12 protein-coding genes are annotated in these 14,212 nt (G+C 65.9%); 6 read left to right on the top strand and 6 right to left on the bottom strand.

The genetic code is table 11. The features are described from left to right. The first annotated feature begins 138 nt into the window (after positions 1 to 138). From PVW49_RS09750 to PVW49_RS09725, 6 genes are all read left to right on the top strand, one after another. Positions 139 to 540 carry a MerR family transcriptional regulator gene (locus PVW49_RS09750; RefSeq protein WP_048532449.1) on the top strand — a complete coding sequence of 134 codons (402 nt, stop codon included), beginning with the start codon at positions 139 to 141 and terminating at the stop codon, positions 538 to 540. Positions 541 to 570: 30 nt separating this feature from the next. Then, positions 571 to 2,346, top strand: a complete 1,776-nt coding sequence (locus tag PVW49_RS09745; RefSeq protein ID WP_274590465.1) for an acyl-CoA dehydrogenase C-terminal domain-containing protein — start codon at positions 571 to 573, stop codon at positions 2,344 to 2,346. A gap of 53 nt (positions 2,347 to 2,399) precedes the next feature. Further along, entirely contained in the window at positions 2,400 to 2,612 is a 213-nt protein-coding gene (locus tag PVW49_RS09740) for a hypothetical protein (RefSeq protein ID WP_048532451.1), read from the top strand. A gap of 316 nt (positions 2,613 to 2,928) precedes the next feature. Next, the gene (locus PVW49_RS09735; RefSeq protein ID WP_274590464.1) at positions 2,929 to 3,570 is read left to right on the top strand and encodes a glutathione S-transferase family protein; all 642 of its coding nucleotides are present in this window, start codon (positions 2,929 to 2,931) and stop codon (positions 3,568 to 3,570) included. A gap of 10 nt (positions 3,571 to 3,580) precedes the next feature. Beyond that, positions 3,581 to 4,792: an acetyl-CoA C-acetyltransferase gene (locus PVW49_RS09730; protein WP_274590463.1), complete on the top strand. Its 1,212-nt coding sequence runs from the start codon at positions 3,581 to 3,583 to the stop codon at positions 4,790 to 4,792. A 29-nt stretch (positions 4,793 to 4,821) separates the two neighbouring features. Then, positions 4,822 to 7,008, top strand: coding sequence for a 3-hydroxyacyl-CoA dehydrogenase NAD-binding domain-containing protein (locus PVW49_RS09725; protein ID WP_274564860.1), 2,187 nt, complete (start codon positions 4,822 to 4,824; stop codon positions 7,006 to 7,008). A gap of 152 nt (positions 7,009 to 7,160) precedes the next feature. Here the strand turns inward: PVW49_RS09725 and PVW49_RS09720 are convergent, their stop codons facing one another. From PVW49_RS09720 to PVW49_RS09695, 6 genes are all read right to left on the bottom strand, one after another. After that, positions 7,161 to 9,215, bottom strand: a complete 2,055-nt coding sequence (locus PVW49_RS09720) for a 3'-5' exonuclease (protein ID WP_274590462.1) — start codon at positions 9,213 to 9,215, stop codon at positions 7,161 to 7,163. Positions 9,216 to 9,219: 4 nt separating this feature from the next. Continuing rightward, the gene (locus PVW49_RS09715) at positions 9,220 to 9,615 is read right to left on the bottom strand and encodes a response regulator transcription factor (protein WP_274590461.1); all 396 of its coding nucleotides are present in this window, start codon (positions 9,613 to 9,615) and stop codon (positions 9,220 to 9,222) included. Positions 9,616 to 9,623: 8 nt separating this feature from the next. Next, positions 9,624 to 10,136 (bottom strand): hypothetical protein, encoded by a 513-nt coding sequence (locus PVW49_RS09710; protein ID WP_048532456.1) that lies wholly within the window; start codon positions 10,134 to 10,136, stop codon positions 9,624 to 9,626. Between the two features lie 6 nt (positions 10,137 to 10,142). Then, positions 10,143 to 11,966, bottom strand: coding sequence for a DUF294 nucleotidyltransferase-like domain-containing protein (locus PVW49_RS09705; protein ID WP_274590460.1), 1,824 nt, complete (start codon positions 11,964 to 11,966; stop codon positions 10,143 to 10,145). Positions 11,967 to 12,128: 162 nt separating this feature from the next. Next, a complete protein-coding gene (locus tag PVW49_RS09700; protein WP_074834771.1) occupies positions 12,129 to 13,916 on the bottom strand; it encodes a sodium:solute symporter family protein in 1,788 nt (595 codons plus the stop codon). A 12-nt stretch (positions 13,917 to 13,928) separates the two neighbouring features. Beyond that, a complete protein-coding gene (locus tag PVW49_RS09695; protein ID WP_074834769.1) occupies positions 13,929 to 14,189 on the bottom strand; it encodes a DUF4212 domain-containing protein in 261 nt (86 codons plus the stop codon). Positions 14,190 to 14,212 lie beyond the last annotated feature (23 nt).

Genomic DNA, 14,212 nt, shown 5'->3' with positions numbered 1-14,212 from the left:
GTAGGGTGATGCGCAGTGATCTTACGTCACCCTGAAACTGACGTAGCGTTTGGGTTACGTCACCCATTTTTCCCATTGTAGGCAGAGGGTGCGATTTGCAACTGCACCTTGGTCGACGATGATCAACAGGTGCTACCAATGACAGAACAAACGATGACAATCCGCGAGATGTGCGATGAATTCGAGGTCACTCCAAGAACTCTCCGCTTCTATGAAGCCAAGGAACTCTTGTTCCCCCGACGCGACGGGCAGAAACGTCTGTTTTCCCGCCGCGACCGGGCCCGGCTCAAGCTCATCCTGCGCGGCAAGCGGTTCGGGTTTTCGCTCGAGGAAATCCGCCAGCTTCTCGACCTCTACGATATCGGCGATCAGCAGCAGACGCAGCTGCGCCAGACTTACGAGCTTGCCAGCAAGCGGCTTGACGATCTGGAGCGCCAGCGTGCCGAACTCGACGCCAACATCAAGGACCTCAAGGACCAGTTGAAGTGGGGCGAAAAGATGATCGCCTCGATGTCCGCTCACAAGAAGGCCGCAGAATAGCGGCCATGTAAGACCCCTAGGGAGACCCAGATGCCCAGCTACTCACCGCCTACCAAGGATCTGCAATTCATTCTGCACGAGGTGCTGAACGCACCGGCGCAGGATGTGCCCGGCTATGACGAGCTGGATGCTGATTTCACCAGCGCGGTGCTGGAAGAAGCCGGCAAGATCGCGCGCGATGTGCTCGCACCGCTCAACGTGGTGGGTGATACCGAAGGCTGCACTCTGGAGAACGGCGTCGTGCGCACGCCGAAGGGGTTCAAACAAGCCTTCGATCAGCTGCGTGAAGGTGGCTGGACGGCCCTGGATTGTGACCCGGAGTATGGTGGGCAGGGGCTGCCATACCTGGTTCAGACCGCGGTGGGCGAAATGCTGACCGCATCGAACATGGCGTTCCAGATGTATCCGGGCCTGACCCATGGCGCCTATTCCGCCATCCATGCCCATGGCACGGCGGCGCAAAAGGCGATGTACCTGCCGAAGATGGTCACCTGTGACTGGACCGGCACCATGAACCTGACCGAGCCGCATTGCGGCACCGACCTCGGGCTCATGCGCACCAAGGCCGAGCCGCAGGCCGATGGCTCCTACGCCATCACCGGACAGAAGATTTTCATCTCGGCCGGCGATCATGACCTCAGCGACAACGTGATCCACCTGGTGCTGGCGAAAATTCCCGGCGGCCCCGAAGGGATCAAGGGCGTCTCGCTCTTCATCGTGCCCAAGATCCTGGTGAACGACGACGGCAGCCTCGGCGACCGCAACGGCGTCTCGGTCGGCAAGATCGAGGAAAAGATGGGCATCCACGGCAATTCGACCTGCGTGATGAACTACGACGGTGCCAAGGGCTGGCTGCTCGGCACCGAACACAAGGGCATGCGGGCGATGTTCACCATGATGAACGAGGCGCGCATCGCCGTCGGCCTGCAAGGCCTGGGCCAGGCCGCGGTGGCCTATGACAATGCGCTGGCCTATGCAAAGGACCGGCTTCAGGGCCGGGCGGTGACCGGCACGGAAAACCCGGATGGCCCGGCCGATCCGCTGATCGTGCATCCCGACATCCGGCGCAACCTGCTCGACCAGAAGAGCTTTGTCGAAGGCGCGCGGGCCTTTGGCCTCTGGGGCGCCAATTTGATCGACCGGGCGCACCGCAACGATGACCCGCAGGCCGAGGGGCTGATCTCGCTGCTAACGCCGGTGATCAAGGGGTTCCTCACCGACAAGGGCTTTGACTGCACGGTCGCCGCGCAGCAGGTTTACGGCGGCCATGGCTACATCGAGGAATGGGGCATGTCGCAATTTGCCCGCGACGCCCGGATCGCGATGATCTACGAGGGCGCCAATGGTGTGCAGGCGCTCGACCTCGTCGGCCGCAAGCTGGCGCAGGACGGCGGCAAACACGTCATGGGCTTCTTCGACATGGTCAAGGGCTTCTGCAAGGAGAACGCCGACGACGCGGATCTCGAGGACTTCGTCGAGCCGCTGAAAGCCGCCTCGAAGGATCTTCAGGCGGCCGGCATGTTCTTCATGCAGCAGGGCATGAAGAACCCCAACGCGGCGCTGGCCGGCAGCCATGACTTCATGCATCTCTTCGGCCATGTCTGCCTCGGGCTGATGTGGGCGCGGATGGCCAAGGCCTCGCAGGCAGCGCTGGCCGCCGGCACCGCCGACCGCGACTTCCACGAAACCAAGCTCGCCACCGGGCGCTATTACATGGCGCGGCAACTGCCGATGACCAAGACGCATCTGGCGCGGATCGAGACCGGCGCGGCGCCGGTGATGGGGCTGGCGGCCGAGAACTTCTGAAAATACGGTGGGGGAACACCCCCCACCCGACCTCTCAGATCAAGGACCGCCCGATGCCCAAACGCTTTCGCCTCACCCGCCGGTTCAACGCGGCGATGACCGAAGACGGCTATCGCCGGCTGCGCCGCTTTGCCGAGGCCGCCGGTCTCGACGAGGGCGAGGCGCTGTCCTTCGTCTTCGAGCATTTCGACAGCATCACCGACAACGAGGCGCTGACCCACAGGCTGCGGCTCTTCAACTCGGACCTGGATGCGCGGAAGCGATGAGGGCGCGGCAGGTGACAGCGACCGGCGCGACAGCGTCCAAAGTCACGCGGGCCCGGACCGCCCGCAGAAAGGCGTATTTGGAAAGAGAAGAAACACGAAAGGGAGGTCCACCCCGTCACCCGGCCCGGACCCGCGGCGGGCTGCTGGCGGGGCGACGGGGCTTCTCCTCTTGCGGTCATCGGCTCGCCAGCCTGTACCGCACCTTCGAGCCTCGCCGATTAACCTTAACAACGGGTTACCCCCTGCTGCTTCTTCTCTTTGAAAAATACGCCAGTGCCACGCCCGCCAGGGGCGACCAGATCAGGAATGGGAAGACATGACCATGAAACTCCACTGCTTCGGCGAATCCGGCAATGCCTACAAGGCGGCGCTGGCGCTGGAACTCTCCGGCCTCAACTGGACGCCGGTCTATGTCGATTTCTTCAATGGCGCGGCCCGCACGCCGGAATACCGCGAGACCATCAACGCCATGGGCGAGGTGCCGGTGCTGGTGGATGGCGACACCCGGCTCAGCCAGTCCGGTGTGATCCAGTCCTATGTCACGGAAAAGACCGGCAAGTTCGGCGGCGCCACGCCGGAAGAGGCGCGCGAGGTGCTGCGCTGGGTGTTGTGGGACAATCACAAGCTGTCCGGCCAGAACGGCCCGCTGCGCTTCCTGATGAACTTTCTGCCGGAAGACCGACGCCCGGCCGAGGTGATCGCCTTCATGCAGGGCCGGCTCAAGGCCGCTTACGGGGTGCTCGATGCCCATCTGGCCGGCCGCGACTGGATCGTCGGCGCGGGCCTCACCAACGCCGATCTGAGCTGCTGCGGCTATCTCTTTTATCCCGAGCCCTTCGGCTTCGAGCGGGCCGACTGGCCCAATATCGACGCCTGGCTCACCCGGATTTCCGAGACACCGGGGTGGAAACACCCCTACGACCTGATGCCCGGCTCGCCAGCCGACCGGGCCACCTGAGGAGGACATGATGACCGACGCCTATATCTACGACGCCCTGCGCAGTCCGCGCGGCAAGGGCCGCAAGGATGGCTCCCTGCACGAGGTGACCAGCCTGCGGCTTTCGGCCCAGATCCTGAACGCGGTCAAGGACCGCAACGGGCTTGACGGCCATGCCGTCGAGGACGTGATCTGGGGCAATGTCACCCAGGTGGGCGAACAGGGCGGCTGCCTGGCGCGCTCGGCGGTGCTGGCCTCCGATCTTGACGAACGCATTCCCGGCCTCTCGATCAACCGCTTTTGCGCCTCCGGCATGGAAGCCGTGAACCTGGCCGCCAACCAGGTGCGCGGCGGCGCCGGCCGGGCCTATATCGCCGGCGGGGTCGAGATGATGGGCCGCGTCGCCATGGGCAGCGATGGCGCGGCGATTGCCGTCGATCCGTCGCTGGCGATGGAGAGCTATTTCGTGCCGCAGGGCATTTCGGCCGATATCATCGCCACCGAATACGGCTTTTACCGCGATGACGCCGATGCGCTGGCGGTGGAGAGCCAGAAGCGCGCCGCCGCCGCCTGGCAGGACAAGCGGTTCGACAAATCCGTTGTCGCGGTGCGTGACGTCAACGGGCTGCCGATCCTCGAAGCGGACGAATACATGCGGCCTGGCACCGACATGCAAAGCCTCGGCGGCCTCAAGCCCGCCTTCAAGGACATGGGCGAAACCATGCCCGGCTTCGATGCCGTGGCGCTGATGAAATATCCGCATCTCGAGCGCATCAACCACATCCACCACGCCGGCAATTCCTCGGGCATCGTCGATGGCGCCGCCGCCGTGCTGATCGGCAACAAGGAATTCGGCGAGGCGCATGGGCTCAAGCCCCGGGCCCGCATCCGCGCCACCGCCAAGATCGGCACCGATCCGACGATCATGCTGACCGGCCCGGTGCCGGTGACCGAGAAAATTCTCGCCGACAGCGGGATGTCGATCTCCGACATCGATCTCTTCGAGGTCAACGAGGCCTTTGCCAGCGTCGTCTTGCGCTTCATGCAGGCGTTCGATGTCGATCATGACAAGGTCAACGTCAACGGCGGCGCCATCGCCATGGGCCATCCGCTGGGCGCCACCGGCGCGATCATCATCGGCACCCTGCTCGACGAGCTGGAGCGCAGCGGCAAGGGCGTGGGTCTCGCCACGCTCTGCATTGCGTCCGGCATGGGGGCCGCAACGATCATCGAGCGCCTGTGAGCGCCGTTCAAGGATTTGGGAGAGCCAGAATGACCGATTTTACCCTGCGCAAGGACGCCGATGGCGTGGCCATCATCGAATGGGACGTGCCTGAAAAGAGCATGAACGTGCTGTCCCTCGACGGGCTGGCCGAGCTTGACGGCCATCTCGATGCCGCCCTGGCCGATGACGCCGTCAAGGGCATCGTTATCACCTCGGCCAAGCCGGATTTTGCCGGCGGCATGGATCTCAACGTGATCGCCAAGATGAAGGAAAGCGCCGGCGACGATCCCGCGCGCGGGCTGTTCGACGGCATCATGCAGATGCACGCCATCCTGCGCAAGATCGAGCGCGGCGGCATGGACGACAAGAACAAGGGCGGCAAGCCGGTGGCCGCCGCCCTGCCCGGCACCGCGCTGGGCATCGGGCTCGAGATTCCGCTGGCCTGCCACCGGGTCTTTGCCGCCGACAACCCGAAGGCCAAGATCGGCCTGCCCGAGATCATGGTCGGCATCTTCCCCGGCGCCGGCGGCACCACCCGTCTGGTGCGCAAGATGGGCGCCATGGCGGCCTCGCCCTTCCTGCTCGAAGGCAAGCTCTCGGATCCGAAAAAGGCCAAGATGGCCGGGCTGATCGACGAGGTGGCGGATGATCCCGTCGCCGCCGCGAAAGAGTGGATCCTGTCCGAGCCGAAATTCGTCAAACCCTGGGATGAAAAGGGCTACAAGATCCCCGGCGGCGCGCCCTATCACCCGGCCGGTTTCATGACCTTCGTCGGCGCCTCGGCCATGGTCAACGGCAAGACCAAGGGCGTCTATCCGGCCGCCAAGGCACTGCTTTCGGCGGTCTACGAAGGCGCGCTGGTGCCCTTCGACACCGCGCTCAAGGTCGAGGCGCGCTGGTTCACCAACGTGTTGATGAACCCGTCGTCGGCGGCGATGATCCGCTCGCTCTTCATCAACAAGGAAGCGCTAGAGAAAGGGGCCAACCGCCCCGAGGCCCCCGACCAAAAGGTCAAGAAGGTGGGCGTACTGGGCGCCGGCATGATGGGCGCAGGCATCACCCTGGTCTCGGCCCTCGCCGGCATCGAGGTGGTGCTGATCGACCAGAAGCAGGAAGCGGCGGACAAGGGCAAGGCTTATACCGCCGATTACATGGACAAGGGCATCAAGCGCAAGAAAGCCACCGAAGAGAAGAAAGCGGCCACGCTGTCGCTCATCACAGCCACCACCGATTACGCCGCGCTCGAGGGCTGCGACCTGATCATCGAGGCGGTGTTCGAAGACCCCAAGATCAAGGCCGAAGTCACGGCCAAGGTCGAAGCGGTGATCGGCGACGACTGCATCTTTGCGTCGAACACCTCGACACTGCCGATCACCCAGCTCGCCAAGGCCTCGAGCCGCCCCGAGCAGTTCATCGGCATTCACTTCTTCTCGCCGGTGGAAAAGATGATGCTGGTCGAGATCATCAAAGGCAAGCAAACCGGTGACCGCGCGGTGGCCAAGGCGCTGGATTATGTCCGCCAGATCCGCAAGACCCCGATCGTGGTCAATGACGCCCGCTTCTTCTACGCCAATCGCTGCATCATCCCCTACATCAACGAGGGCATGCGCATGGTCAAGGAGGGCGTCTCCCCGGTGCTGATCGAGAATGCCGCAAAGATGCTCGGAATGCCGCTCGGCCCGCTGCAACTGGTAGACGAGACCTCGATCGATCTCGGCGCCAAGATCGCCCGTGCCACCCGGGCGGCGATGGGCGACGCCTATCCCGATGGCGAGGTCGACGAGGTGATCTTCTGGATGGAGGCCGAAGGCCGGCTCGGCCGCAAGACCAAGGCCGGATTCTACGATTATGACGCCGCCGGCAAACGCCAAGGGCTGTCGGAAACGGTCAAGGCGCAGTACCCGCAGGCCGCGGATCAGCCCGATCTGACCGAGGTGCAGCACCGTCTGCTCTTTGCCCAGGTGCTCGAGGCGGTGCGCGCGCTCGAGGAAGGCGTGCTCGAGGACATCCGAGAAGGCGATGTCGGCGCCATCCTCGGCTGGGGCTTTGCGCCCTGGTCCGGTGGCCCGTTCAGCTGGCTCGACATGATCGGCGCGCCTTATGCCGCCGAACGCTGCGACCAGCTGGCCGAGGCGCATGGCGCGCGCTTTGCCTGTCCCGATCTCCTGCGCGAGATGGCCGCCAAGGGTCAGAGCTTCTACAAACGTTTCGGCCCCGCCGCCCGGGCCGCCTGACCCAAGTCGGGGCGGGCCATCCCACAGGCCCGCCCCGCGCAAATGCCTCGGAACACCCTCGGTTCCGCGCGCGCCGCCCCGAAACAGGAGGGCAAGCGCAGCGCCTGCATGGCGTGATGGCAGCCCCTGCACGCCCCCCACGTGCCGCCGGATCAGCGCCGATAAAGCCGCATCTGCTTCTTCATCTCGTCATGCACCTGGCCAAAGCTGTCAAACCCCTGCGCTGACAGTATCCCGAGCATTTTCACAAAGACCCTGCCGGTGGCCAGCGCATCGCCCATCGCGGTGTGGCGCTGCTCCTCGGGCAGGATGACGCCAAGCCGGGCACAGAGCGCATCGAGCCTGTGCTCTTCGGTCAGACCGAAAAGCACGGCCGAAAGCAGCACGGTATCCAGAACCGGGTTGTCGAAGCGGCGCCCGATCGCATCCGCGTGCTTGTGAAAAAACGCCATGTCGAACGGTGCGTTATGCGCCACCAGCACCGCGCCGCGGGCGAAATCGTGCAACTGGCGACCGGCCTCGGCAATCCCCGGGGCGCCCGCCACCATCGCTTGCGTGATGCCATGCACCCGGGTCGAGGCCGCGGGAATGCTGCGGCCGGGATCGACCAGCATCTCGAGCCGCTCGGCCTCCAGCAGCCGTCCGCCCACCACCCGCAGCGCCGCAATCTGCACGATCTCGTCGCCCTGGCTGGGCAGCAAGCCGGTGGTCTCGGTGTCAAACACCACATAGGTCAGCTCGTTCAGCCGCCGGTCGGCCAGCGGCGCGGCGCGGGATTTGTCGAAAAGCGCGAAATCATAGACCGCGCCGCGCAGGCCCTGCGCGCCGGTCTCTTCCACACGCGGCAACGGCAGGCAGAGCCGCGCGTCCCCCCGGGCTCCGTCCTCCGGCCAGACATCGGTGCCGTGATGCGCCAGCACCCGTCGCCCGGTCAGCTCGGGCTGTGCCGGGTCGAGCGGCGCGGCAAGCCAGTCCTCCAGCGCGCCAAGGGCCACCGGCCTGCCCTGCCAGCTCAGCGTCACCAGCGCTTCGTCCGGCGTCGCGCCCGGGCCCAGCGCCACCGCGACCGAGGCGCCATGGCCCTGCGCCACCACCTGCCCGGCCAGCCGTGCCAGCAGCGTCACCATCATGAAGCCGTCACAGAGCACAAAGAGCCGCTGGTGATCGGTGCTGAAGGCCAGCCCGTCGCCGCGCAGCCTGGCGCGCAGGCTGTCCATCAGGTCGCGCGCGGCAATCTCCGAGCGCGGCCAGTGGCTTTGGGCAATCTCGTTGTAGCGCTGGCCGAACGTGTCGACCGCCTGCGCCAGATCACGGGTCTCCTGCTGAAACGCCTGCTCCAGCGGATCCGCCCCGGCGCGGCGCAACCGGCTCAGGGTGTCGAGGTTGGCGGCCTTGCGGCGCATGTCCTCGATCATCTCCGACAAGAGCGCCTCGCGCTCGGCGTGCAGGCCGATCTCGGCGGTGACGTCGCGCAGGGTGAGCGCGTAGCCCCCGGCCCGCGCCGCGCCCTGTCCGACCAGCCGCATCGTCACGGTGAACATCGCCCGGCCGTCCGGGGTGGCGGCAAGAAACTGGGTTTCCTGTTGAGTCGCGCCCGGCCGGCAGAGACGGTCATGGGCATGCCGCAGGGGCCCTTCGCGCAGGCAGGCCGTCACCGGCTGATCGAGCCGAGGTGCGTTGCCGGCTTGCAGAAGATCGCGGGCGACGGAATTGTAGAACACCACCATGTGATCCGCCGAACAGAGCAGGATGCCGGCGCTGACATCGGCCAGCAGCGCCTCGAGCCGGGCCTTTTCCTCGGCAAGCCGGGTGGTCTCGCGTTCGATGGCCCGGGCAAGGTCGCCCCGGGTCTCGGCCAGGCGCGCGGCAATGGCCTGGGCGGCGGGCGCCAGATCGCCGAGGTAGCGGGCGCTTTCCGGGTCCGGCAGGCGGGTGTCCTCGGCATGGGCCAGCACCCGCATCTGCGCCGCCAGTGCCTGCATCGGGCGGGCCAGATTTTCGTCGAAGAGCCGCCAGATCCAGGTCACCAGCCCCAGCACCGCAAAGCCCGCCACAGCGCCCGCCAACATGAAACCGGCCGGGTCGCGAGGCGCGCTGGCACGGGCATAGCCCAGCCAGAGACCGCCGGCGATCAGCGAGAGGCTGGCCAGCGCCAGCAGGACAAAAAACAGAAAGACGCGCAGCCGCAGGCTCTTGCGGGCGAGCATCGGGTCACGCCTCCCTTGGCCGCGCCAGAAGCGCCGCGACCCGTGCCTGTAGCTCCGACATCTCGAAGGGTTTCGACATGAAGCCATCCGCTCCCAGCGCCAATGCCTTGCGCCGTTCGATATCGGCACCGCGCGCGGTGAGAATGAGCACGCGGGTGGCATCGAGCGCACGGCTGGCGCGGATGTGCTGGCAGATCTCGTAGCCCGAGGCCCCCGGCAGCGTCACATCAAGCAGCACCAGATCCGGCGCCAGCCCCGCCACCTCTTGCAGCGCCCGGTGGCCGTCGTCGATATGGGTCACCTGGTGGCCCATCTTCTCGATCAGGAATTTCAGCGCCAGCGCGATGTTCTGCTCGTCCTCCACCAAAAGGATACGCGCGCCTTCCGTGCTCCCGGTCATCGCTCCCCCTACCCGCAGGCCGCAACGATCAGCGGATCGTCGGTGGCCATCTGCTCCCAGCTGTCGCTGATCATGGCCCCCTCCTCGCCATAGGTCACCTGTTCGAGCCGCGCCTGCGCCGGGCGAGCGCAATCCACCGCGATCCGGACGCCCACCGCCGCGCGCCAGCGCTCCATCAAATAGAGATCGGCGATGCGCTGCTGCGGCACGTCCGGGTTGCGTCGGATCGAATTGGTGTCGAGCGCGGCAAAGCGCGGAACCACCGGCAGCGCATAGGTCCAGGGCCGATACCAGTCACGGCTCTCGCTGGCCGCCACCACCACGACGCCGTCGGGCAATTGCGCCGCGCTGCGGGAGAACCAGTTGTATTCGTTCCAGATTGAAAAGGCGATCATCACCAGCGCCGCGCCGGCAATCGTCCAGGAGCGCGGAATGCGCCCCCGGGTCAGCCGGCTGAGCCCGTAGATCAGGCCGCCGCCGGCGAGGCCGGCAAAGATCGTGGCAAGAAGTTCATAGAACATGATCTGTCATCCCAGGGTGCCGCGGCCGTGGCCGAGGGCGGATTGCATGGTGCGCACGACGACAAAGGCGTCGCGCAGGTGGCCGCGTTCGAAATCGGACAGGCTGGTCGGGGCCATGAAATTGTCAGGCGCGGCGCCGTGCTTGATCTGACGGGCCTGATGTTCAAGCCGGCTCTGGGCGATCAGGTCATAGGCGGCAATCAGGTCGCGCGCGCCGGTGGCCGAGATCACCTGCGCCTGTTGCGCCGCCAGAAGCCGTGCCCTCGTGTTGGTCGGGCCGAGCCGGCCGGTCAGGGCATAGACCCGCGCCAGATCGACGACCGGCACGACGCCGTTGTGCTTGAGGTCGATGGTGTCCTTGTGCTCGCCCGAGCGGATGGTGGCAAAGCCCCGCAACAGGCTGAGCGGCGGCACGTGTTTCAGCGAATTCGACACCATGTGGCTGACAAAGATCGAATTTCCCGCCGCCCGCGCCAGCGTCTCGGCCTGCAAGTCGGCAAACAGCCGCGCGTCGCCGGCAATCGGCCGCAGGTCGAACATCACCGAGGCCAACATCTGCGCCATGGGGTCGGGCGTGGCCACCCAGGCGGCGAAATAGCCGCGCCAAGTGGCGACCGGCTGCCGCCAACGCGGGTTGGTGGCCATCATCTCCCCGGGGCAATGGTAATACCCGCAGGCGTCGAGCCCGTCACAGACAAACCGGGCCAGCGCCGCGAAATAGGCGTCGTCTTCGGGCTGTGCGCTGTCGTCCAGGAACAGGCAGTTGTCCTGATCGCTGACCCCGGTCTGCTCGCGGCGGCCCTGGCTGCCGCAGGCCAGCCAGAGATAGGGCACCGGCGGAGGGCCGAGCGCCGCCTCGGCCATTTTCAAGAGCCGGCGGGTCACCGCATCGGCGATATCGGTGGTCCGCCGGGTCACCACATCATGCGGCTTGCCGGTGGCCACCAGCTGCGCCAGCACCTGCGGGATCAGCAGGGTGAAGCCGCCAAGCTCGTCGACGCTCTCGGCAAAGGCGATGTCGCTGACCACCACCGCCGCGCCGATCGCCTGTTGCCGGGTCAGATCGGTCTGGGTGATGATGCCGTGAAAGCTGCCGGCTTCGGTCACCGGCACATGGCCGATCCGCCGCTCGAGCATCAGGTGCAGCACGTCCGACCCCAGATCGTTGACGCTCAGCACCGCGGGATCGGGCGTCATCACCCGGCTCACCGGGGTGTCGCCCGGCAGGCCTTCGGCCAGCACGCGGGTGGTGAAATCGCGGGTGGTGAGAATGCCCAGCAGCCGCCCCCCCTCGACCACCCCGATCGACGACACCTTGGCCTCGCGCAGCATCGCGGCGGCCTGCTGCACGGTGGTGTCGGGCGGGCAGGACAGCGGATCGGGCGCCATCAGGTAGCCGACCCGCATCTCGGCCAGGTCGCGCGCGGCGGCCCGGCGCGGCCGGACGCGATCGAAATAGCGGGCAAAGGCCCGGTCCTCGCGCAGCAACGTCTCAAAGAGCGCCGCCGGCAGTATGAGCAGGCGCACCGCGGTCTTGGCGCGGGCCGAGGTGACGGCGTGCCGGTCGCGCAGCAGACCACGTTCGCCAAAGGAGTTGCGCGGCCCCAGTGCCGAGACCTGCACGCCGTTGGCATCGGAAATCGTGACCTCGCCCGAGACGATCAGACAAAGCCCGGCCAGCACCTCGCCCAGCGCATAGATCGGCGCGCCGGGCTGAAAGCCGGCGGGCGTCATCGCCGCCGCCACCTGCGCCAGCCGGTCCGGCGCCATGGCGTCATAGGGGTGGACCGATTGCAGGAATGCCAGCGTGCTGGTCGTCTCAAGGGCCATGGGCGCCTCTGGTTGTGTGTCGGGTCCGGTTCGGGGCATGTCCGGTCGCCCCGCCTTGCTCTGGATCAAGGCTTACAGCAAATGACGGCGGCGCGCCCGGGAAACCGAGGCACGCCGCCAGAGGTCGGCCCGATATCGCGGGGGATACCGGGCCGCACCATCTCAATGGCCTTCGACGGCCGCACCTGCGCCACGCGGCACACGCACGCTTTCGACCAGTTCCTGGATGTGCTTCGGCGGTTCCGCCGTGAGCTTCGACACGAGGATCGCGGTGCCGAAGTTCAGCAGGGCGCCGATCGCCCCGAAGGAGGTCGACTTGACCGTGCCGAGCAGCGGATCGGCGTCGGTAAAGCTGTTGGTGTCGGGGATGAAGAACCAGCCCTTGTGCAGGAAGATGTAGACCAGCGTCACCAGCAGGCCGACCAGCATGCCGGCAACCGCGCCGGTGTTGTTCACCCGCTTCGAGAAGATGCCCATCATCAGCGCCGGGAAGATCGAGGCCGCTGCGAGGCCGAAGGCCAGCGCCACGGTCTGCGCCGCAAAACCCGGCGGGTTGAGCCCCAGGTAGGTCGCCACCGCGATGGCCACCGCCATGGCGATCCGGGCCGACATCAGCTCGGCGCGCTCCGACATGTTGGGCGTCAGCTGGCCCTTGAGCAGATCATGGCTGACCGCCGAGGAGATCGCCAGCAGCAGGCCCGCCGCCGTCGACAGCGCGGCCGCAAGACCACCGGCAGCGACCAGACCGATCACCCAACCCGGCAGGTTGGCGATCTCGGGGTTGGCCAGCACCAGGATATCGCGGTTGAAGTTGGTCAGCTCGTTGCCGTCCCAGCCGTTGGCCGCCGCACGTTCCTGCATTTCGGGGTTGGCATCGTTGTAGTACTGGATGCGCCCGTCGCCGTTCTTGTCTTCCCAGCCCAGCAGGCCGGTCTTCTGCCAGGTCTGCATCCAGGCATAGGTCTCGTCGGTTTCGATCTGCTCGACCGAGACCGCCTGGCCTTCGGTGCCATTGGGCCAGAATTGCTCGGTGATGTTCAGCCGCGCCATGGCGCCGACCGCGGGAGCGGTGAGGTACAGCAGGGCGATGAAGATCAGCGTCCAGCCGGCCGACCAGCGCGCGTCCGACACCTTGGGCACGGTAAAGAAGCGCATGATCACATGCGGCAGCCCGGCGGTTCCGATCATCAGCGACAGGGTAAAGAGCACCATGTTGAAGGTGTCGCCATGGTGCGCGGTGTATTCGTTGAACCCGAGCTCCTGCACGATCTGGTCAAGCTTGGCCAGAAGCGGTTCGCCGCTGGCGGCGTGATCGCCAAAGAGACCCAGCGCCGGGATCGGATTGCCGGTGAGTTGCAGCGAGATGAAGACGGCCGGGATCGTATAGGCCATGATCAGCACGCAGTATTGCGCCACCTGGGTGTAGGTCACGCCCTTCATGCCACCAAAGACCGCATAGGCAAAGACCACACAGGCGCCGATCAGGAGGCCGGCGGTGTTCGACACCTCGAGGAAGCGGCCAAAGGCCACGCCGACGCCGGTCATCTGGCCGATCACATAGGTGGTCGAGGCGACGATCAGGCAGATCACCGCCACCATGCGCGCGGTGGGGCTGTAGAACCGGTCGCCGATGAACTCGGACACGGTGAACTTGCCGAACTTGCGCAGATACGGCGCGAGCAGCAGCGCCAGAAGCACATAGCCACCGGTCCAGCCCATCAGGTAGGTGGAATTGTCATAGCCGGTAAAGGCGATGAGGCCGGCCATCGAGATGAAGGAGGCCGCCGACATCCAGTCGGCCGCCGTGGCCATGCCGTTGGTGACCGGGTGCACGCCCCGCCCTGCGGCATAGAACTCCGAGGTCGAGCCCGCCCGGGCCCAGATCGCGATGCCGATGTAGAGCGCGAAAGAGGCGCCTACGAACAGCAGGTTGATGGTAAATTGATCCATGATCTCCGTCCCTTATTGCTCGTCGACGCCGTGTTCGGCATCGAGCTTGTTCATCCGCCAGGCGTAAAAGAAGATCAGCGCCAGGAAGACGATGATCGATCCCTGCTGGGCGAACCAGAAGCCCAGGTCGGTGCCGCCGACCGGGATGCCGCCGAGCATCGGCCGCAGCAGAATGCCGAAGCCGAAGGACACCAGGGCCCAGATGACCAGGCAAATCTTGACGAGACGAATATTCGCCTGCCAGTAGCCATTGTTTTCAGAGTTGTCCGACATGTCGGTCTCTCCCCTCTCTCTCC

Origin of the sequence: Marinovum sp. PR37 (genome assembly GCF_028807375.1) — a bacterium.
Taxonomy (GTDB): Bacteria; Pseudomonadota; Alphaproteobacteria; order Rhodobacterales; family Rhodobacteraceae; genus Marinovum; species Marinovum algicola.
Note: the sequence above shows the minus strand (reverse complement) of the source record. Positions and strands in the feature narration are given on the sequence as shown.

Excerpts from the sequence above, each read along its gene's own strand:
- PVW49_RS09750 (WP_048532449.1), top strand. The coding sequence starts at position 139 with ATGACAGAACAAACGATGACAATCCGCGAGATGTGCGATGAATTCGAG.
- PVW49_RS09745 (WP_274590465.1), top strand. The coding sequence starts at position 571 with ATGCCCAGCTACTCACCGCCTACCAAGGATCTGCAATTCATTCTGCAC.
- PVW49_RS09740 (WP_048532451.1), top strand. The coding sequence starts at position 2,400 with ATGCCCAAACGCTTTCGCCTCACCCGCCGGTTCAACGCGGCGATGACC.
- PVW49_RS09735 (WP_274590464.1), top strand. The coding sequence starts at position 2,929 with ATGACCATGAAACTCCACTGCTTCGGCGAATCCGGCAATGCCTACAAG.
- PVW49_RS09730 (WP_274590463.1), top strand. The coding sequence starts at position 3,581 with ATGACCGACGCCTATATCTACGACGCCCTGCGCAGTCCGCGCGGCAAG.
- PVW49_RS09725 (WP_274564860.1), top strand. The coding sequence starts at position 4,822 with ATGACCGATTTTACCCTGCGCAAGGACGCCGATGGCGTGGCCATCATC.
- PVW49_RS09720 (WP_274590462.1), bottom strand. The coding sequence starts at position 9,215 with ATGCTCGCCCGCAAGAGCCTGCGGCTGCGCGTCTTTCTGTTTTTTGTC.
- PVW49_RS09715 (WP_274590461.1), bottom strand. The coding sequence starts at position 9,615 with ATGACCGGGAGCACGGAAGGCGCGCGTATCCTTTTGGTGGAGGACGAG.
- PVW49_RS09710 (WP_048532456.1), bottom strand. The coding sequence starts at position 10,136 with ATGTTCTATGAACTTCTTGCCACGATCTTTGCCGGCCTCGCCGGCGGC.
- PVW49_RS09705 (WP_274590460.1), bottom strand. The coding sequence starts at position 11,966 with ATGGCCCTTGAGACGACCAGCACGCTGGCATTCCTGCAATCGGTCCAC.
- PVW49_RS09700 (WP_074834771.1), bottom strand. The coding sequence starts at position 13,916 with ATGGATCAATTTACCATCAACCTGCTGTTCGTAGGCGCCTCTTTCGCG.
- PVW49_RS09695 (WP_074834769.1), bottom strand. The coding sequence starts at position 14,189 with ATGTCGGACAACTCTGAAAACAATGGCTACTGGCAGGCGAATATTCGT.